The organism is Streptomyces sp. NBC_01016, assembly GCF_026341035.1.
Lineage (GTDB): Bacteria > Actinomycetota > Actinomycetes > Streptomycetales > Streptomycetaceae > Streptomyces.
In genome coordinates, this window is the sequence record NZ_JAPEOQ010000001.1 from 1,809,783 (window position 1) to 1,828,096 (window position 18,314).

At 66.0% G+C, this 18,314-nt stretch carries 26 protein-coding genes; 25 read left to right on the forward strand and 1 reads right to left on the reverse strand.

Features of this window, described 5'->3' with window-relative positions; all coding sequences use genetic code 11:
* The first annotated feature begins 17 nt into the window (after window positions 1-17).
* Window positions 18-2,144 carry an elongation factor G gene (fusA, locus tag OG746_RS08555; protein ID WP_266713062.1) on the forward strand — a complete coding sequence of 709 codons (2,127 nt, stop codon included), beginning with the start codon at window positions 18-20 and terminating at the stop codon, window positions 2,142-2,144.
* A 152-nt stretch (window positions 2,145-2,296) separates the two neighbouring features.
* Window positions 2,297-3,490, forward strand: a complete 1,194-nt coding sequence (gene tuf / locus OG746_RS08560) for an elongation factor Tu (RefSeq protein ID WP_266713064.1) — start codon at window positions 2,297-2,299, stop codon at window positions 3,488-3,490.
* 121 nt (window positions 3,491-3,611) lie between these two features.
* Here the strand turns inward: tuf and OG746_RS08565 are convergent, their stop codons facing one another.
* Window positions 3,612-5,603, reverse strand: coding sequence for a PIG-L family deacetylase (locus tag OG746_RS08565; protein ID WP_266713066.1), 1,992 nt, complete (start codon window positions 5,601-5,603; stop codon window positions 3,612-3,614).
* 608 nt (window positions 5,604-6,211) lie between these two features.
* Between OG746_RS08565 and rpsJ the strand changes: the two genes are divergently transcribed.
* The 23 genes from rpsJ to OG746_RS08680 all read left to right on the forward strand — a co-directional run bounded on the left by rpsJ (window position 6,212) and on the right by OG746_RS08680 (window position 18,219).
* Window positions 6,212-6,520, forward strand: coding sequence for a 30S ribosomal protein S10 (gene rpsJ / locus OG746_RS08570; protein ID WP_003948644.1), 309 nt, complete (start codon window positions 6,212-6,214; stop codon window positions 6,518-6,520).
* A gap of 17 nt (window positions 6,521-6,537) precedes the next feature.
* Entirely contained in the window at window positions 6,538-7,182 is a 645-nt protein-coding gene (gene rplC, locus OG746_RS08575; RefSeq protein WP_266713068.1) for a 50S ribosomal protein L3, read from the forward strand.
* Window positions 7,183-7,189: 7 nt separating this feature from the next.
* On the forward strand, window positions 7,190-7,843 hold the full coding sequence (gene rplD / locus OG746_RS08580) for a 50S ribosomal protein L4 (RefSeq protein ID WP_266713070.1): 654 nt from the start codon (window positions 7,190-7,192) through the stop codon (window positions 7,841-7,843).
* A complete protein-coding gene (rplW, locus tag OG746_RS08585) occupies window positions 7,843-8,262 on the forward strand; it encodes a 50S ribosomal protein L23 (RefSeq protein ID WP_266713072.1) in 420 nt (139 codons plus the stop codon). The genes rplD and rplW overlap by 1 nt, the downstream gene beginning before the upstream one ends.
* Before the next feature lie 38 nt (window positions 8,263-8,300).
* On the forward strand, window positions 8,301-9,137 hold the full coding sequence (gene rplB / locus OG746_RS08590; protein WP_266713074.1) for a 50S ribosomal protein L2: 837 nt from the start codon (window positions 8,301-8,303) through the stop codon (window positions 9,135-9,137).
* 12 nt (window positions 9,138-9,149) lie between these two features.
* Complete coding sequence (rpsS, locus tag OG746_RS08595) at window positions 9,150-9,431, forward strand: 30S ribosomal protein S19 (RefSeq protein ID WP_266713077.1); 282 nt, start codon at window positions 9,150-9,152, stop codon at window positions 9,429-9,431.
* A 42-nt stretch (window positions 9,432-9,473) separates the two neighbouring features.
* The gene (gene rplV, locus OG746_RS08600; RefSeq protein ID WP_266713079.1) at window positions 9,474-9,821 is read left to right on the forward strand and encodes a 50S ribosomal protein L22; all 348 of its coding nucleotides are present in this window, start codon (window positions 9,474-9,476) and stop codon (window positions 9,819-9,821) included.
* A complete protein-coding gene (rpsC, locus tag OG746_RS08605) occupies window positions 9,821-10,663 on the forward strand; it encodes a 30S ribosomal protein S3 (protein ID WP_266713081.1) in 843 nt (280 codons plus the stop codon). Before rplV ends, rpsC begins: the two co-directional genes overlap by 1 nt.
* Window positions 10,664-10,668: 5 nt before the next feature.
* Window positions 10,669-11,088 (forward strand): 50S ribosomal protein L16, encoded by a 420-nt coding sequence (gene rplP / locus OG746_RS08610; RefSeq protein ID WP_018528356.1) that lies wholly within the window; start codon window positions 10,669-10,671, stop codon window positions 11,086-11,088.
* Window positions 11,088-11,312 carry a 50S ribosomal protein L29 gene (gene rpmC, locus OG746_RS08615; protein ID WP_010036720.1) on the forward strand — a complete coding sequence of 75 codons (225 nt, stop codon included), beginning with the start codon at window positions 11,088-11,090 and terminating at the stop codon, window positions 11,310-11,312. The genes rplP and rpmC overlap by 1 nt, the downstream gene beginning before the upstream one ends.
* Complete coding sequence (rpsQ, locus tag OG746_RS08620; RefSeq protein ID WP_266713085.1) at window positions 11,312-11,596, forward strand: 30S ribosomal protein S17; 285 nt, start codon at window positions 11,312-11,314, stop codon at window positions 11,594-11,596. The genes rpmC and rpsQ overlap by 1 nt, the downstream gene beginning before the upstream one ends.
* A gap of 105 nt (window positions 11,597-11,701) precedes the next feature.
* The gene (rplN, locus tag OG746_RS08625) at window positions 11,702-12,070 is read left to right on the forward strand and encodes a 50S ribosomal protein L14 (RefSeq protein ID WP_003974257.1); all 369 of its coding nucleotides are present in this window, start codon (window positions 11,702-11,704) and stop codon (window positions 12,068-12,070) included.
* A 2-nt stretch (window positions 12,071-12,072) separates the two neighbouring features.
* Window positions 12,073-12,396 (forward strand): 50S ribosomal protein L24, encoded by a 324-nt coding sequence (rplX, locus tag OG746_RS08630; RefSeq protein WP_266713087.1) that lies wholly within the window; start codon window positions 12,073-12,075, stop codon window positions 12,394-12,396.
* Complete coding sequence (gene rplE, locus OG746_RS08635) at window positions 12,396-12,953, forward strand: 50S ribosomal protein L5 (RefSeq protein ID WP_266713089.1); 558 nt, start codon at window positions 12,396-12,398, stop codon at window positions 12,951-12,953. The genes rplX and rplE overlap by 1 nt, the downstream gene beginning before the upstream one ends.
* A 5-nt stretch (window positions 12,954-12,958) precedes the next feature.
* Window positions 12,959-13,144, forward strand: coding sequence for a type Z 30S ribosomal protein S14 (locus OG746_RS08640; protein ID WP_003948630.1), 186 nt, complete (start codon window positions 12,959-12,961; stop codon window positions 13,142-13,144).
* 209 nt (window positions 13,145-13,353) lie between these two features.
* Window positions 13,354-13,752, forward strand: a complete 399-nt coding sequence (gene rpsH, locus OG746_RS08645; protein WP_266713091.1) for a 30S ribosomal protein S8 — start codon at window positions 13,354-13,356, stop codon at window positions 13,750-13,752.
* A gap of 24 nt (window positions 13,753-13,776) precedes the next feature.
* Window positions 13,777-14,316, forward strand: a complete 540-nt coding sequence (rplF, locus tag OG746_RS08650) for a 50S ribosomal protein L6 (RefSeq protein WP_266713093.1) — start codon at window positions 13,777-13,779, stop codon at window positions 14,314-14,316.
* Between the two features lie 3 nt (window positions 14,317-14,319).
* Entirely contained in the window at window positions 14,320-14,703 is a 384-nt protein-coding gene (rplR, locus tag OG746_RS08655) for a 50S ribosomal protein L18 (protein WP_266713095.1), read from the forward strand.
* Between the two features lie 67 nt (window positions 14,704-14,770).
* A complete protein-coding gene (gene rpsE, locus OG746_RS08660; RefSeq protein ID WP_266713097.1) occupies window positions 14,771-15,376 on the forward strand; it encodes a 30S ribosomal protein S5 in 606 nt (201 codons plus the stop codon).
* Window positions 15,376-15,558, forward strand: a complete 183-nt coding sequence (gene rpmD / locus OG746_RS08665; protein ID WP_030567278.1) for a 50S ribosomal protein L30 — start codon at window positions 15,376-15,378, stop codon at window positions 15,556-15,558. The genes rpsE and rpmD overlap by 1 nt, the downstream gene beginning before the upstream one ends.
* A gap of 2 nt (window positions 15,559-15,560) precedes the next feature.
* Complete coding sequence (gene rplO / locus OG746_RS08670; protein WP_266713101.1) at window positions 15,561-16,016, forward strand: 50S ribosomal protein L15; 456 nt, start codon at window positions 15,561-15,563, stop codon at window positions 16,014-16,016.
* A 242-nt stretch (window positions 16,017-16,258) separates the two neighbouring features.
* Window positions 16,259-17,572 carry a preprotein translocase subunit SecY gene (gene secY, locus OG746_RS08675; protein ID WP_266713103.1) on the forward strand — a complete coding sequence of 438 codons (1,314 nt, stop codon included), beginning with the start codon at window positions 16,259-16,261 and terminating at the stop codon, window positions 17,570-17,572.
* Window positions 17,572-18,219 (forward strand): adenylate kinase, encoded by a 648-nt coding sequence (locus OG746_RS08680; protein ID WP_266713105.1) that lies wholly within the window; start codon window positions 17,572-17,574, stop codon window positions 18,217-18,219. Before secY ends, OG746_RS08680 begins: the two co-directional genes overlap by 1 nt.
* The last annotated feature ends 95 nt before the right edge of the window (window positions 18,220-18,314 follow it).

Here is an 18,314-nt window from a genome sequence, read left to right on the forward strand (position 1 = left end):
GAGAAGACTGAAGCCTTATGGCTACCACTTCACTTGACCTGGCCAAGGTCCGAAACATCGGCATCATGGCCCACATCGACGCGGGCAAGACGACCACCACTGAGCGGATCCTGTTCTACACCGGCGTCTCGTACAAGATCGGTGAGGTCCACGACGGCGCCGCCACGATGGACTGGATGGAGCAGGAGCAGGAGCGTGGCATCACGATCACGTCTGCTGCCACCACTTGCCACTGGCCGCTCGAGGACAACGACTACACGATCAACATCATCGACACCCCCGGGCACGTCGACTTCACCGTTGAGGTGGAGCGCTCCCTGCGTGTGCTCGATGGTGCCGTGACGGTGTTCGACGGTGTCGCCGGCGTTGAGCCGCAGTCCGAGACGGTGTGGCGTCAGGCCGACCGTTACGGCGTGCCGCGCATCTGCTTCGTCAACAAGCTGGACCGTACCGGCGCCGAGTTCCACCGCTGCGTGGACATGATCTCGGACCGCCTGGGCGCCCAGCCGCTCGTCATGCAGCTCCCCATCGGGGCCGAGGCCGACTTCCAGGGTGTCGTCGACCTCGTCACGATGAAGGCGTACGTCTGGTCGGCCGAGGCCGCCAAGGGCGAGGCCTACGACACCGTCGAGATCCCCGACACGCACAAGGAGGCTGCGGACGAGTACCGCGGCAAGCTCCTTGAGGCCGTCGCGGAGAACGACGAAGAGATCATGGAGCTGTACCTGGAGGGCCAGGAGCCCTCTGTGGAGCAGATGTACGCCGCGATCCGTCGTATCACCATCGCGTCCGGCAAGTCCGACGGCACCACGGTCACCCCGGTGTTCTGCGGTACCGCGTTCAAGAACAAGGGCGTTCAGCCCCTGCTCGACGCGGTCGTGCGCTACCTGCCGACTCCCCTTGACGTCGACTCCATCGAGGGTCACGACGTGAAGGACCCGGAGAAGGTCATCGCGCGCAAGCCGTCCGAGGACGAGCCGCTGTCGGCGCTCGCGTTCAAGATCGCGAGCGACCCGCACCTGGGCAAGCTCACCTTCATCCGGGTTTACTCGGGTCGCCTGGAGGCCGGCACTGCGGTGCTGAACTCCGTCAAGGGCAAGAAGGAGCGCATCGGCAAGATCTACCGCATGCACGCGAACAAGCGTGAGGAGATCGCGTCGGTGGGCGCCGGTGACATCGTCGCCGTCATGGGCCTGAAGCAGACCACCACCGGTGAGACGCTGTCCGACGACAAGAACCCGGTCATCCTGGAGTCCATGGACTTCCCGGCGCCGGTCATTCAGGTCGCCATCGAGCCCAAGTCCAAGGGTGACCAGGAGAAGCTGGGTGTTGCCATCCAGCGTCTCGCGGAGGAGGACCCCTCCTTCCAGGTGCACTCGGACGAGGAGACCGGCCAGACCATCATCGGTGGTATGGGCGAGCTCCACCTCGACGTGCTGGTCGACCGCATGCGTCGCGAGTTCCGCGTCGAGGCGAACGTCGGCAAGCCGCAGGTCGCGTACCGCGAGACCATCCGCAAGACGGTGGACAAGGTCGACTTCACGCACAAGAAGCAGACTGGTGGTACCGGCCAGTTCGCGAAGGTGCAGATCTCGATCGAGCCGATCGAGGGTGGCGACGCGAGCTACGAGTTCGTGAACAAGGTCACCGGTGGTCGTATCCCGAAGGAGTACATCCCTTCGGTCGACGCCGGCTGCCAGGAGGCCATGCAGTTCGGCATCCTCGCCGGTTACGAGATGACCGGTGTTCGCATCACGCTGCTCGACGGTGCCTTCCACGAGGTCGACTCCTCCGAGCTCGCCTTCAAGATCGCCGGTTCGCAGGCGTTCAAGGAGGCCGCGCGCAAGGCCGGTCCCGTGCTTCTCGAGCCGATGATGGCCGTCGAGGTCATCACGCCCGAGGACTACATGGGCGAGGTCATCGGCGACGTCAACTCCCGCCGTGGCCAGATCCAGGCCATGGAGGAGCGGATGGGCGCCCGGGTCGTCAAGGGCCTGGTCCCGCTCTCGGAGATGTTCGGCTACGTCGGAGACCTCCGCAGCAAGACGTCGGGTCGCGCGAGCTACTCGATGCAGTTCGACTCCTACGCCGAGGTTCCGCGGAACGTCGCCGAGGAGATCATCGCGAAGGCCAAGGGCGAGTAACTCACCCGAGTTCACGCTTTAGGCTTGACTCCGGAGCTCTTGGGGCATTTCCCGGCAACAGCCGCGAAATGCCCCGGGAACCCGGCTTTCCAGCAAAGATCACCTGGCGCCGATGAAGCAAGGCGTACAGAACCACTCCGCAGGAGGATTCAGTGGCGAAGGCAAAGTTCGAGCGGACTAAGCCGCACGTCAACATCGGCACCATCGGTCACATTGACCACGGTAAGACGACCCTCACGGCCGCCATTACCAAGGTGCTGCACGACGCGTACCCGGACCTGAACGAGGCCTCGGCCTTCGACCAGATCGACAAGGCTCCTGAGGAGCGCCAGCGCGGTATCACGATCTCGATCGCGCACGTCGAGTACCAGACCGAGGCGCGTCACTACGCCCACGTCGACTGCCCCGGTCACGCGGACTACATCAAGAACATGATCACGGGTGCCGCGCAGATGGACGGCGCCATCCTCGTGGTCGCCGCCACCGACGGCCCGATGCCGCAGACCAAGGAGCACGTGCTCCTGGCCCGCCAGGTCGGCGTTCCGTACATCGTTGTCGCCCTGAACAAGGCCGACATGGTGGACGACGAGGAGATCCTGGAGCTCGTCGAGCTCGAGGTCCGTGAGCTGCTCTCCGAGTACGAGTTCCCGGGCGACGACCTTCCGGTCATCAAGGTCTCGGCGCTCAAGGCGCTCGAGGGTGACAAGGAGTGGGGCGAGTCCGTCCTCAACCTGATGAAGGCCGTCGACGAGGCCATCCCGGCCCCCGAGCGTGACGTCGACAAGCCGTTCCTGATGCCGATCGAGGACGTCTTCACGATCACCGGTCGTGGCACGGTCGTCACCGGTCGTATCGAGCGTGGTGTCCTCAAGGTCAACGAGACCGTCGACATCATCGGCATCAAGACCGAGAAGACCACCACCACGGTCACCGGCATCGAGATGTTCCGCAAGCTGCTCGACGAGGGCCAGGCCGGTGAGAACGTCGGTCTCCTCCTCCGTGGCATCAAGCGCGAGGACGTCGAGCGCGGCCAGGTCATCATCAAGCCCGGTTCGGTCACGCCGCACACCGAGTTCGAGGCCCAGGCCTACATCCTGTCCAAGGACGAGGGTGGCCGCCACACGCCGTTCTTCAACAACTACCGTCCGCAGTTCTACTTCCGTACGACGGACGTGACGGGCGTTGTGACCCTCCCCGAGGGCACCGAGATGGTCATGCCGGGCGACAACACCGAGATGTCCGTCTCGCTGATCCAGCCCGTGGCCATGGAAGAGGGCCTGAAGTTCGCCATCCGTGAGGGTGGCCGGACCGTGGGCGCCGGCCAGGTCACCAAGATCAACAAGTAAGTCTCACTTACCTGTTGGGCTTGATGCCTGGTAGCTCCTAGAGCTCCTGAGAGGGCCCGTACGACTTCGGTCGTACGGGCCCTTTCTGCTGTGCTCCTACGCTGCTGTGTTCCTACGAGGGTCAGGCCCGCGCCTGCGTCGGCCGCCACAGCCATGGCCGGGCGTCGGGGGAGAGGCCCGCGGCGGCAGGGCCTCGGGCGGTCAGGGCCAGGGCCGGTCCTTCCAGGCTGGCCGGCGCCGTGCTCGGGCGGAGGGTGCGGCCCGCGTGGTGCAGCCGGACGTCGCCGTTGGTGTCACGGCCGAGGAGATACGCGCCCGCTGCCGCCACCGGCCCGTAGCCGGGGAAGTCGACGCGCGGGCCGCCGCTGGACAGCAGCTCGGCGGACGCCGGCTGCCGGTAGTAGAGGCGGTCGCCGGACGCGGCGACGGCGTCGGCGGGGGTGGGCAGGCCGGACAGCGGTGCGGGGCCTGCAGGGGTCCAGTGGTGGACGGTGTCGCGGCCCGCGGCGTAGACGTGCACCTCGCCGTCGTCGCCGACGACCGCCGTGAGCCCGTCCTGGACGGGGCCACCGCCGAGCTCGCGCCACGGGGACCAGCCCCCGGACCTGTCGCGCACCCGCGTGCTGATGCCCTGCCCCGCATTGCGTACGAAGATGTGGACGCGGCCGTCCGGAGCGGTGGCCGCCACCGGGACGCCGATGCGGCGGGCGCGGGCGGGCTCGCTCTCCGGGTTGCCGAGGCCCTTCCACGCCTGTCGTTCCAGGGCCACGATCTCGCGCACGTCGGCGCCGTCCTGGACGGACGCGAGGCGCAGGCCGACGACGAGGTGGCGCCCGTCGGGGAGCGCGACGGCCGTGAGGGACGGGGCGAGCGGGCCGCCGCCGAGGTCGGCCGGGGCGCCGAACTCACCGTCCTTCTCGGTGTAGCGGACGGCGCGCAGCCCCAGCACGCCGTACGCGGTGAGCCGTCCGTCGGCGTTCGGGACGAGGGCGAGCCGGGGCCCCGGATAGCGGTAGTGGGTGGCGCGGACCCAGCCCTTGCGGTTGGTGAGGGGGCGGTCGCCGCCGACGTTGTAGTCGCCGCAGCCTGAGGGGTTGCCGCAGCTCCAGTCGGGGGCGGCGCCGTACGGGACGAGCTGGGCGGCCTTCTCCTCAAGCACCTGCGGCGGCAGATTCTTCGGCCAGTGGTTGTTGTAGTAGCCGCGGAAGGCGGTCGCGGCGAACGCGGGCGGCCCGCCCTTGGCCCGCTGCGTCCAGCGGATCAGCGCGGCCCAGCTGAAGCAGGCGACGGCCGTGTGGTCGGCGTGGTCGGAGTAGCCCGGCTGCTCGCTGTCGCGTATTCGTGTGAGCCGGTCGCTGTGCTGGATGTCGGGGTCCGGGTCGAGGGTGTGCACGAGGGTCGGGCGGTACCGCTCGAAGAGCGCGACGAGCACGTCGACCAGGGATGCGCGGTCGTACGTCTGGACGGCGCCCAGCGGGGACCCGACGGGGACGAGGGTGCGCAGCAGGAGGCCCGGTTCGCGCCAGAGCGCGGGGACGCCCATGTGGCCCTCCGGGGTGTGCATGCCGAGGTTCAGATGCACCAACTCGACGCTGTGGCCCCGGTGTTGGAGCGAGTCGACCTCGACCCGGAAGCCGCCGGGCAGCTGGACGGCGCTCGTGGTCCAGCGGGTGAAGGCGGGCAGGCCGAGCTGGGTCGCGTACGCCTGGCGCAGGCCCTGGTGGCGGGCCGAGGAGTACGCCGCCTTGTCGGGGGCCGGGTCGCGGTCGGCCGGTGTCTTGTTGCGGCCGTCGGCCTCGCCCGCGGTGACGTACACGCAGACGACAGGGGTGCCCGCATCCAGGGCGTGCCGGGTGTCCGGGTTCATGAAGTACAGGTCGTCGTCGGGGTGGGCGAGGACCTGGAGCAGCAGGGCGCGCTCGGCCTGTGCGGCGGCGTGGCCGGTGGCGGGGGAGGGGACGGTGGCGCGGGGCGGCGGCACGGGAGAGCTGCGGGAGCAGGCGGTGAGGGTGCCCGCGGCGGCGAGCGCGGCGACGCCCAGGAGGGTGCTCCGGCGGGCGGGGCCGCGCCCAACGGGTATGCAGGGGTGGGGTGTTGCAGGTCTTTCCCGCACGGTGGCGCTCACTCCGTTCGCTGCCGAGGCAGCGTTCGGGGGTGGTGCGCTCGCCTCTGTTCAGGTGGTTCACCTCAACAGAGGGGGAATGGGATGCTCGGGTTCCGCTGAAGATCCGCCACAGACAAACACGCGAATCTCTGTCGACACCGGCCAAGCGGGTTCCGGTGCGCGCGGGACACGGCCACCCCTGGTTTGACCTTCGTCACTGAGGGGGTACTCTCTTCGGCTCGATTGGCCCCGGACGTGCCCTGTATGGCAGACTGTCGGGGTTGCTCGGTTGAGTGCCGATGCTGCGCGCCTCCCGCCGGGAGGACCGGAAGCGAGTCCCACAGTACTCGTCGGCTGTATCTATCCCTCGGGGTAGCAATCGGCCGGACGTACGGGAATCTTTCGGGAAGCGTCAGCGAGGTTCCTCGGCCAGGCGCTCGGTGGGTTTCTTCCCCCGTGTACATGCGGTTCAGGCCGCAGACCCCTTAGCAGGGACATCCATGCGGATATTTCTGTGAGCGGGACTGCGACACGCCCGACCGCGTGGGGCGGAGGAAGTGTGAAACAGGGCCCCTCGAGTTCCAGAGCGTTATGAGAGACAGGACTACTAAGTAGCCATGGCGGGACAGAAGATCCGCATCCGGCTCAAGGCCTACGACCACGAGGTCATCGACTCCTCGGCGAAGAAGATCGTCGAGACGGTGACCCGCACTGGTGCGTCGGTCGCGGGCCCGGTGCCGCTGCCTACCGAGAAGAACGTGTACTGCGTCATCAAGTCGCCGCACAAGTACAAGGATTCTCGCGAGCACTTCGAGATGCGCACGCACAAGCGCCTCATCGACATCCTCGACCCGACTCCGAAGACCGTTGACTCCCTGATGCGACTCGACCTTCCGGCCGGCGTCGACATCGAGATCAAGCTCTGAGGGCCGGTGATCTGAAGATGACTAAGCAGATCAAGGGCATCCTGGGCGAGAAGCTCGGCATGACGCAGGTGTGGGACGAGAACAACCGTGTTGTTCCGGTCACCGTCGTCAAGGCCGGTCCGAACGTGATCACCCAGGTTCGCACCAACGACGTAGACGGTTACGACTCCGTCCAGCTCGCCTTCGGCGAGATCGACCCGCGCAAGGTGAACAAGCCCCTCAAGGGCCACTTCGCCAAGGCCGATGTCACCCCCCGTCGCCACCTCGTCGAGATTCGTACGCCGGACGCGTCCGAGTACGCCCTCGGCCAGGAGATCACCGCTGAGGTGTTCGACGGCGGCGTGAAGGTCGACGTGACCGGCCAGAGCAAGGGCAAGGGCTTCGCCGGTGGCATGAAGCGGCACAACTTCAAGGGCGGCAAGGCCTCCCACGGTGCCCACCGCATCCACCGCAAGCCGGGCTCCATTGGCGGTTGCGCCACCCCCGGCCGTGTGTTCAAGGGCACCCGCATGGCGGGCCGCATGGGCAACGAGCGGGTCACCACCCAGAACCTGACCGTCCACGCCGTTGACGCGGAGAAGGGTCTGCTGCTCATCAAGGGCGCGGTTCCTGGTCCGAACGGCGGCCTCGTCCTGGTCCGTACTGCGACCAAGGGGGCCTGAGGTAACGATGAGCACTGTTGACATCCTTTCGCCGGCAGGCGACAAGACCGGGACGGTGGAGCTCCCCGCGGAGATCTTCGACGTCGAGAAGATCAGCGTTCCGCTGCTTCACCAGGTTGTCGTCGCCCAGCTGGCCGCTGCCCGCCAGGGCACGCACAAGACCAAGCGCCGCGGCGAAGTCCGTGGTGGTGGCAAGAAGCCGTACCGCCAGAAGGGCACCGGCCGCGCCCGTCAGGGTTCGACCCGTGCGCCGCAGTTCGCCGGCGGTGGCGTCGTCCACGGCCCGCAGCCGCGTGACTACTCGCAGCGGACCCCGAAGAAGATGAAGGCCGCGGCCCTGCGCCACGCCCTCACCGACCGGGCCCGCAACGCTCGCATCCACGTCGTCACCGGCGTGGTCGAGGGTGCGGTTTCCACCAAGGCCGCGAAGTCGCTGCTCGGGAAGGTCAGCGAGCGCAAGAACGTGCTCCTGGTCATCGACCGCGCCGACGAGGCCTCGCTGCTCTCCGCTCGCAACCTGCCCCAGGTCCACATCCTGGAGCCGGGCCAGCTGAACACGTACGACGTTCTCGTCTCGGACGACGTGGTCTTCACCCAGGCCGCTTTCGAGTCCTTCGTGTCTGGCCCCAAGGCCGCTGACACCGAAGGGAGCGAAGCCTGATGGCTACGCGTCACCCGAGCATTGCCTCGAAGGCCGCCAAGGCCGCCAAGGCAGCGCGCGTCGCGAAGGCGAAGCGCATTGCCACCGAGGGCAAGATCGCCGTTGAGCCCACTCCGCTGAGCAAGTCCTTCTCGGACCCGCGCGACGTCCTCGTCAAGCCGGTCGTCTCCGAGAAGTCGTACGCGCTTCTCGACGAGGGCAAGTACACGTTCGTCGTGGCCCCGGGCGCCAACAAGACCCAGATCAAGCAGGCCGTCGAGGCGGTCTTCTCGGTCAAGGTCACCGGCGTCAACACGATCAACCGTCAGGGCAAGCGGAAGCGTACGCGCACCGGGTTCGGCAAGCGTGCCGACACCAAGCGCGCCATCGTGACCCTCGCTGAGGGCGACCGTATCGACATCTTCGGCCAGGCCTCCTAACGGAGACCCTGGTCCGAATATCGGACGAGGACTGAGAAATGGGAATCCGCAAGTACAAGCCGACGACGCCGGGCCGCCGTGGCTCCTCCGTCGCCGACTTCGTCGAGGTAACGCGGTCCACGCCGGAGAAGTCGCTGGTCCGCCCGCTGCACAGCAAGGGCGGCCGTAACAACGCCGGTCGGATCACCGTTCGCCACCAGGGTGGTGGACACAAGCGCGCCTTCCGCGTGATCGACTTCCGTCGTCACGACAAGGACGGCGTGCCGGCGAAGGTCGCTCACATCGAGTACGACCCGAACCGCACTGCGCGCATCGCGCTTCTGCACTACGCGGACGGCGAGAAGCGCTACATCCTGGCCCCGCGCGGTCTCGCGCAGGGCGCCAAGGTGGAGAACGGCCCCGCTGCCGACATCAAGCCCGGTAACAACCTGGCGCTCCGCAACATCCCGGTCGGTACCACGATCCACGCGATCGAGCTCCGTCCCGGTGGTGGCGCCAAGTTCGCCCGCTCCGCGGGTGCCTCCGTGCAGCTGCTCGCGAAGGAGGGCTCGATGGCCCACCTTCGTATGCCCTCCGGCGAGATCCGCCTGGTCGACGTGCGCTGCCGCGCCACCGTCGGCGAGGTCGGCAACGCCGAGCAGAGCAACATCAACTGGGGCAAGGCCGGCCGCATGCGCTGGAAGGGCGTCCGCCCGACCGTGCGTGGTGTCGTCATGAACCCGGTTGACCACCCGCACGGTGGTGGTGAAGGCAAGACCTCCGGTGGTCGCCACCCGGTCTCGCCGTGGGGCCAGAAGGAGGGTCGTACTCGTGATCGCAACAAGGCGAGCAACAAGTACATCGTCCGCCGCCGCAAGTCGAACAAGAAGCGCTAGGAGCGGGTTTAGATGCCGCGCAGTCTCAAGAAGGGACCCTTCGTCGACGGCCACCTCGTGAAGAAGGTGGACGTACAGAACGAAGCCGGTTCCAAGAACGTCATCAAGACCTGGTCCCGCCGCTCGATGATCATTCCCAGCATGCTGGGTCACACGATCGCGGTGCACAACGGCAAGACCCACATCCCGGTGTTCGTCACCGAGTCGATGGTCGGCCACAAGCTCGGCGAGTTCTCGCCGACGCGCACCTTCCGGGGTCACGTCAAGGACGACCGGAAGTCGAAGCGCCGCTAAGGCGGGGTGGAATCGACTATGACTAACACCGAAGGGACAACCATGGAAGCCAGGGCCCAGGCGCGGTACATCCGCGTCACGCCCATGAAGGCCCGCCGCGTGGTGGACCTCATCCGTGGCATGGACGCCACGGAGGCTCAGGCGGTCCTGCGATTCGCCCCGCAGGCCGCGAGCCAGCCGGTGGGCAAGGTGCTCGACAGCGCCATCGCCAACGCCGCGCACAACTACGACCACCCTGACGCCTCTTCGCTGGTCATCAGCGAGGCGTACGTGGACGAGGGTCCGACCCTGAAGCGGTTCCGTCCGCGTGCTCAGGGCCGGGCCTACCGGATCCGTAAGCGGACCAGCCACATCACCGTGGTCGTCAGCAGCAAGGAAGGAACCCGGTAATGGGCCAGAAGGTAAACCCGCACGGGTTCCGGCTCGGTGTCACGACCGACTTCAAGTCGCGTTGGTACGCCGACAAGCTGTACAAGGACTACGTCAAGGAAGACGTCGCCATCCGTCGGATGATGACGTCCGGCATGGAGCGCGCCGGCATCTCGAAGGTTGAGATCGAGCGCACCCGTGACCGCGTGCGGGTGGACATCCACACCGCTCGTCCCGGCATCGTCATCGGCCGCCGTGGCGCCGAGGCCGACCGCATCCGCGGTGACCTCGAGAAGCTCACGGGCAAGCAGGTCCAGCTGAACATCCTCGAGGTCAAGAGCCCCGAGACCGATGCTCAGCTGGTTGCCCAGGCCGTTGCCGAGCAGCTGTCCTCCCGCGTCTCCTTCCGTCGCGCCATGCGTAAGAGCATGCAGGGCACGATGAAGGCCGGCGCCAAGGGCATCAAGATCCAGTGTGGCGGTCGTCTCGGCGGTGCCGAGATGTCCCGTTCGGAGTTCTACCGCGAGGGCCGCGTGCCCCTGCACACGCTCCGCGCCAACGTGGACTACGGCTTCTTCGAGGCCAAGACGACCTTCGGCCGCATCGGCGTGAAGGTCTGGATCTACAAGGGCGACGTCAAGAACATCGCCGAGGTTCGCGCCGAGAACGCCGCGGCCCGCGCCGGTAACCGTCCGGCCCGTGGCGGTAACGACCGCCCGGCCCGTGGTGGTGGCCGTGGTGGCGAGCGTGGCGGTCGCGGTCGTAAGCCGCAGCAGCAGTCCGCGCCGGCAGCCGAGGCCCCCAAGGCCGACGCTCCCGCCGCTGCCGCTCCGGCTGCTGAGAGCACCGGAACGGAGGCCTGACCGAAATGCTGATCCCCCGTAGGGTCAAGCACCGCAAGCAGCACCACCCGAAGCGCAGCGGTATGTCCAAGGGTGGCACGCAGGTTGCGTTCGGTGAGTACGGCATTCAGGCCCTCACCCCGGCGTACGTGACGAACCGTCAGATCGAGGCCGCTCGTATCGCCATGACGCGTCACATCAAGCGTGGCGGCAAGGTCTGGATCAACATTTACCCGGACCGCCCCCTCACCAAGAAGCCTGCCGAGACCCGCATGGGTTCCGGTAAGGGTTCCCCGGAGTGGTGGGTCGCCAACGTCAAGCCCGGACGCGTGATGTTCGAGCTGTCGTACCCCAACGAGAAGACCGCGCGCGAGGCGCTGACTCGTGCGGCTCACAAGCTGCCGATGAAGTGCAAGATCGTCAAGCGCGAGGCAGGTGAAGCGTGATGTCGGCCGGAACCAAGGCGTCTGAGCTGCGCGAGCTGGGCAACGAGGAGCTCCTCAACAAGCTCCGCGAAGCCAAGGAAGAGCTGTTCAACCTCCGCTTCCAGGCGGCGACGGGTCAGCTCGAGAACCACGGCCGGCTCAAGGCCGTCCGTAAGGACATCGCGCGGATCTACACCCTCATGCGCGAGCGCGAGCTGGGCATCGAGACGGTGGAGAGCGCCTGATGAGCGAGAAGACTGTGACTGAAGAGACCGCCGCCCGCGGCTTCCGCAAGACCCGTGAGGGCCTTGTTGTCAGCGACAAGATGGACAAGACCGTCGTCGTCGCTGTCGAGGACCGCGTCAAGCACGCCCTGTACGGCAAGGTCATCCGCCGTACGAACAAGCTCAAGGCGCACGACGAGCAGAACGCTGCCGGCGTCGGCGACCGCGTCCTCCTGATGGAGACGCGTCCGCTGTCGGCGAGCAAGCGCTGGCGCATCGTCGAGATCCTCGAGAAGGCCAAGTAATTCTCTGAGGGGTATCCCTCAGGGTTCGTTCCGCCAGGCTCGGTGCAGAAGCGCTAGTCACTAGCGCTTCTGCACCGGGAACCGGCAGACAAACAGGAGATAGACGTGATCCAGCAGGAGTCGCGACTGCGCGTCGCCGACAACACGGGTGCGAAGGAAATTCTCACCATCCGTGTTCTCGGTGGCTCGGGTCGCCGCTACGCGGGCATCGGTGACGTCATCGTCGCCACCGTCAAGGACGCGATCCCCGGTGGCAACGTGAAGAAGGGTGACGTCGTCAAGGCGGTCATCGTTCGCACCGTCAAGGAGCGTCGCCGTCCGGATGGCTCGTACATCCGTTTCGACGAGAACGCCGCCGTCATTCTGAAGAACGACGGCGACCCCCGCGGCACCCGTATCTTCGGCCCGGTCGGCCGTGAGCTGCGCGAGAAGAAGTTCATGAAGATCATCTCGCTCGCGCCGGAGGTGCTGTAAGCATGAAGATCAAGAAGGGCGACCTGGTCCAGGTCATCACCGGTAAGGACCGCGGCAAGCAGGGCAAGGTCATTGCGGCCTTCCCCCGCGAGGACCGTGTCCTGGTCGAGGGTGTCAACCGGGTCAAGAAGCACACGAAGGCCGGCCCGACCGCCAGCGGTTCGCAGGCCGGCGGCATCGTCACGACCGAGGCGCCCGTCCACGTCTCCAACGTCCAGCTGGTCGTTGAGAAGGACGGCAACAAGGTTGTCACGCGTGTCGGTTTCCGCTTCGACGAAGACGGCAACAAGATCCGCGTTGCCAAGCGGACGGGTGAGGACATCTGATGACGACCACCACCAGCCCGCGTCTGAAGACGAAGTACCGCGAGGAGATCACGGCGAAGCTGCAGGAGGAGTTCTCGTACGAGAACGTCATGCAGATTCCCGGTCTCGTGAAGGTCGTCGTGAACATGGGTGTCGGCGACGCCGCCCGTGACTCGAAGCTCATGGACGGTGCCGTCCGTGACCTGACGACGATCACCGGCCAGAAGCCGGCCATCACCAAGGCTCGCAAGTCCATCGCGCAGTTCAAGCTGCGCGAGGGTCAGCCGATCGGTGCCCACGTCACGCTCCGTGGCGACCGCATGTGGGAGTTCCTGGACCGCACCCTGTCGCTCGCGCTGCCGCGCATCCGCGACTTCCGTGGTCTGTCCCCCAAGCAGTTCGACGGCCGTGGCAACTACACCTTCGGTCTCACGGAGCAGGTCATGTTCCACGAGATCGACCAGGACAAGATCGACCGCGTCCGGGGTATGGACATCACCGTGGTCACCACGGCGACCAACGACGACGAGGGCCGTGCCCTTCTGCGTCACCTCGGCTTCCCGTTCAAGGAGGCGTAAGCGAGATGGCGAAGAAGGCTCTTATTGCCAAGGCTGCTCGTAAGCCGAAGTTCGGTGTTCGTGGCTACACCCGCTGCCAGCGCTGCGGCCGCCCGCACTCCGTGTACCGCAAGTTCGGCCTCTGCCGCGTGTGCCTTCGTGAGATGGCTCACCGTGGCGAGCTGCCGGGCGTGACCAAGAGCTCCTGGTAGTCCCCTAGTTGGGACTGCCCGGATCTCTCGGTAAGTAGAGGGTCGGCAGAGGCCCCAGCTCTCATGGCTTAGGCTAGGAGAGTTGGGCGTCTGCCGCCCTGACCGACTTACTACGCCGTAGGTCCCCGCGCCGCACCCGTCCCGCCCCTGTGTGGGGAGAGGGATGGCGCATACAGGAAACCCCGGCGAGAGAGGCCGAAGGCCAATTCATGACCATGACTGATCCGATCGCAGACATGCTTACGCGTCTGCGGAACGCGAACTCGGCATACCACGACTCCGTGGCCATGCCGCACAGCAAGATCAAGTCGCACATCGCGGAGATTCTCCAGCAGGAGGGTTTCATCACCGGCTGGAAGGTCGAGGACGCCGAGGTCGGCAAGTCCCTCGTCCTGGAGCTGAAGTTCGGCCCGAACCGTGAGCGTTCGATCGCCGGCATCAAGCGCATCTCCAAGCCGGGTCTGCGTGTTTACGCGAAGTCCACCAACCTGCCGAAGGTTCTCGGTGGCCTGGGCGTGGCGATCATCTCCACGTCCCACGGTCTCCTGACCGGCCAGCAGGCAGGCAAGAAGGGCGTGGGTGGGGAAGTCCTCGCCTACGTCTGGTAGCGGAAGGAATCGGAGGAAACAGCTATGTCGCGTATTGGCAAGCTCCCCATCACGGTTCCCGCCGGCGTGGACGTCACCATCGACGGCCAGACGGTTGCGGTCAAGGGCCCCAAGGGTTCCCTGAGCCACACCGTTGCTGCGCCGATCGAGATCGCCAAGGGTGAGGACGGCGTTCTGGCCGTCACCCGCCCGAACGACGAGCGTCAGAACAAGGCCCTGCACGGCCTGTCCCGCACGCTGGTGGCGAACATGATCACCGGCGTGACCACGGGTTACGTGAAGAAGCTCGAAATCAGCGGTGTCGGTTACCGCGTCCTGGCGAAGGGCTCCAACCTGGAGTTCTCGCTCGGCTACAGCCACCCGATCCTGATCGAGGCGCCCGAGGGCATCTCCTTCAAGGTCGAATCGGCGACCAAGTTCTCGGTCGAGGGCATCGACAAGCAGAAGGTCGGCGAGGTTGCGGCCAACATCCGCAAGCTGCGCAAGCCCGACCCGTACAAGGCCAAGGGCGTCAAGTACGAAGGCGAAGTCATCCGCCGCAAGGTCGGAAAGGCGGGTAAGTAAGCCATGGCATACGGTCAGAAGATCGCTAAGGGCGACGCTTACAAGCGTGCGGCCATCAAGCGCCGCCACATTCGTATCCGTAAGAACATGTCGGGTACGGCCGAGCGTCCGCGCCTGGTCGTGACGCGCTCGAACCGGAACATCGTGGCGCAGGTCATCGACGACGTTAAGGGTCACACCCTCGCGTCGGCGTCGACCCTTGACACGTCGATCCGCGGCGGCGAGGGCGACAAGTCCACGCAGGCCAAGTCGGTCGGCGCCCTGGTCGCCGAGCGCGCCAAGGCTGCCGGTGTCGAGGCTGTCGTGTTCGACCGTGGTGGTAACCAGTACGCCGGGCGCATCGCTGCCCTGGCGGACGCCGCCCGCGAAGCCGGACTCAAGTTCTGAGTCTTGCCCGTTCGCGCAGCGCCTTTTGATGCTGCGTAGCTAGCGGAAACAGAGAGAGGTAATTCCAATGGCTGGACCCCAGCGCCGCGGTGGCGGTGCCGGTGGCGGCGAGCGGCGGGACCGGAAGGGTCGCGACGGTGGCAACGCCGCCGAGAAGACCGCGTACGTTGAGCGCGTTGTCGCGATCAACCGCGTCGCCAAGGTTGTGAAGGGTGGTCGTCGCTTCAGCTTCACTGCGCTCGTCGTAGTGGGCGACGGTGACGGCACCGTGGGTGTCGGTTACGGCAAGGCCAAGGAGGTGCCGGCCGCCATCGCCAAGGGTGTTGAGGAGGCCAAGAAGCACTTCTTCAAGGTCCCCCGTATCCAGGGCACCATCCCGCACCCGATCACGGGCGAGAAGGCTGCGGGCGTCGTCCTGCTCAAGCCGGCTTCCCCCGGTACCGGTGTTATCGCCGGTGGCCCGGTGCGTGCCGTGCTCGAGTGCGCGGGCGTGCACGACATCCTGTCGAAGTCGCTCGGTTCGTCGAACGCGATCAACATCGTGCACGCCACGGTGGAGGCCCTGCGTGGTCTGCAGCGTCCCGAGGAGATCGCGGCCCGCCGTGGTCTGCCCCTCGAGGACGTCGCTCCCGCGGCCCTGCTGCGTGCGCGTGCCGGGGCCGGTGCTGCGTAATGGCACAGCTCAAGATCACGCAGACGAAGTCGTACATCGGCAGCAAGCAGAACCACCGTGACACCCTGCGTTCCCTTGGTCTCAAGGGGATCAACACGCAGGTCGTCAAGGAGGATCGTCCCGAGTTCCGCGGCATGGTGCAGACCGTCCGCCACCTCGTGACGGTCGAGGAGGTCGACTGATCATGGGTGAGCAGAACCCGCTCAAGATCCACAACCTCCGTCCGGCCCCCGGCGCCAAGACCGCCAAGACCCGTGTCGGTCGTGGTGAGGCGTCGAAGGGTAAGACGGCCGGTCGTGGTACCAAGGGAACCAAGGCCCGTTACCAGGTTCCGGAGCGCTTCGAGGGTGGCCAGATGCCCCTCCACATGCGTCTCCCGAAGCTCAAGGGCTTCAAGAACCCCTTCAAGGTCGAGTTCCAGGTCGTGAACCTGGACAAGCTCGCCTCGCTGTACCCCGAGGGTGGCGAAGTCACCGTCGAGGGTCTGGTGGAGAAGGGCGCTGTCCGTAAGAACAGCCTCGTCAAGGTCCTTGGCCAGGGCGAGATCACCGTGGCGCTGCAGGTGACGGTCGACTCCGTCTCCGGCTCCGCCAAGGAGAAGATCACCGCCGCCGGCGGTACGGTCACCGAGCTCGTCTGAACAAATCAGGCGTCTTGATGACGTGAACGTCCCTACCGGGGATGCCCCACATATGGGGCATCCCCGGTTGGTCGTTCCAAGGGGGGCAGTTACGCCGGTAAGGTGGCGTCCGTTGTTAAGTTCCGGGCTTAGTGTGCCCCCGGCACCTATCCCGGTCCTTGGCCGTTAGACCGTTTACGTATTTGTCGAATCCTCAAGACCGTCACCTCTGACGCACGCGCGCGGGGGTCGCAGGAGGCACCGTGCTCACCGCGTTCGCCCGGGCGTTCAAGACGCCCGACCTGCGCAAGAAACTGCTCTTCACGCTGGGCATCGTCGTGATCTACCGGCTCGGCGCACACGTGCCGATTCCAGGCGTGGATTACCAGAACGTCCAGACGTGTATGGACGTCGCCAACTCCAGCTCCGGCCTGTTCGGTCTGGTCAACATGTTCAGCGGTGGCGCGCTGTTGCAGATCACGGTCTTCGCGCTCGGCATCATGCCGTACATCACCGCGAGCATCATTCTGCAGCTGCTCACCGTGGTGATCCCGCGTCTGGAAGCCCTCAAGAAGGAGGGCCAGGCCGGCACGGCGAAGATCACTCAGTACACGCGCTACCTGACCGTGGCGCTCGCCATCCTTCAGGGCACGGGTCTCGTCGCCACCGCCCGCACCGGCGCGCTCTTCCAGGGCTGCCCCGTCGCCAGCGAGATCGTCCCCGACCAGTCCATCTTCATCACCATCACGATGGTCATCACGATGACCGCCGGTACCTGCGTGATGATGTGGCTCGGCGAGATGATCACCGACAAGGGCATCGGCAACGGAATGTCGATCCTGATGTTCATCTCGATCGCCGCCACCTTCCCGTCCGCCCTGTGGGCCATCAAGAAGCAGGGTTCGCTGGCCGACGGCTGGATCGAGTTCGGCACGGTCATCCTCGTCGGCCTGGTCATGGTCGCCCTGGTGGTCTTCGTCGAGCAGGCTCAGCGACGTATCCCGGTGCAGTACGCGAAGCGCATGATCGGCCGCCGTTCCTACGGCGGTACGTCCACGTACATCCCGCTCAAGGTGAATCAGGCGGGTGTGATCCCTGTCATCTTCGCCTCATCGCTGCTCTACATTCCGGCGCTGGTCGCCCAGTTCGCCGGTGGAGATTCGCAGTGGAAGGTGTGGATCGATGACCACCTGACCAAGGGAAATCACCCGATTTACATCGTCACGTACTTCCTCCTGATCGTTTTCTTCGCGTTCTTCTACGTGGCGATCTCGTTCAACCCCGAGGAAGTCGCCGACAACATGAAGAAGTATGGTGGCTTCATCCCGGGCATCCGGGCTGGCCGACCGACCGCTGAGTACCTTTCGTACGTGCTCAACCGGATCACCTGGCCGGGTTCGCTGTACTTGGGCCTGATCGCTCTCGTGCCGACGATGGCGTTGGTTGGTTTCGGGGCAAACCAGAACTTCCCGTTCGGTGGCACGAGCATCCTGATCATCGTGGGTGTCGGCCTGGAGACGGTGAAGCAGATCGAGAGCCAGCTCCAGCAGCGCAATTACGAAGGGTTCCTCCGCTGATGCGTATCGTCCTCGTCGGGCCGCCCGGTGCTGGCAAGGGAACGCAGGCCGCGTTCCTGGCCAAGAACCTGTCGATTCCGCACATCTCCACGGGCGACCTCTTCCGTGCCAACATCAGCCAGGGCACGGAGCTGGGCAAGAAGGCCAAGTCCTACATGGACGCCGGCCAGCTGGTCCCGGACGAGGTCACCATCGGGATGGCGAAGGACCGCATGGAGCAGGCGGACGCCGTGAACGGCTTCCTGCTCGATGGTTTCCCGCGCAACGTCTCGCAGGCCGAGGCGCTCGACGTCGCCCTCAAGGCCGACGACGTCACGCTGGACGCGGTTCTCGACCTGGAGGTCCCCGAGGACGAGGTGGTCAAGCGCATCGCCGGCCGCCGCATCTGCCGTAACGACTCGGCACACGTCTTCCACGTCACGTACAAGCAGCCCGAGGCCGAGGGTGTCTGTGACACCTGCGGCGGTGAGCTGTACCAGCGTGACGACGACAAGGAAGAGACCGTGCGCAAGCGGCTCGAGGTCTACCACACGCAGACCGAGCCGATCATCGACTACTACCGGGAGCAGGGGCTCGTCGTGACGATCTCCGCTCTGGGCAAGGTCGAGGAAGTCACGGCGCGGGCCATGGAGGCCCTGAAGCGCTGAGCGCTTCCGTAGAACGTGCCTGAGGCCGCGGTTCCCCGTCGGGGGGATCGCGGCCTTAGTGTTGGTGGGGACTGGACGTACGTAACCCTCGTACC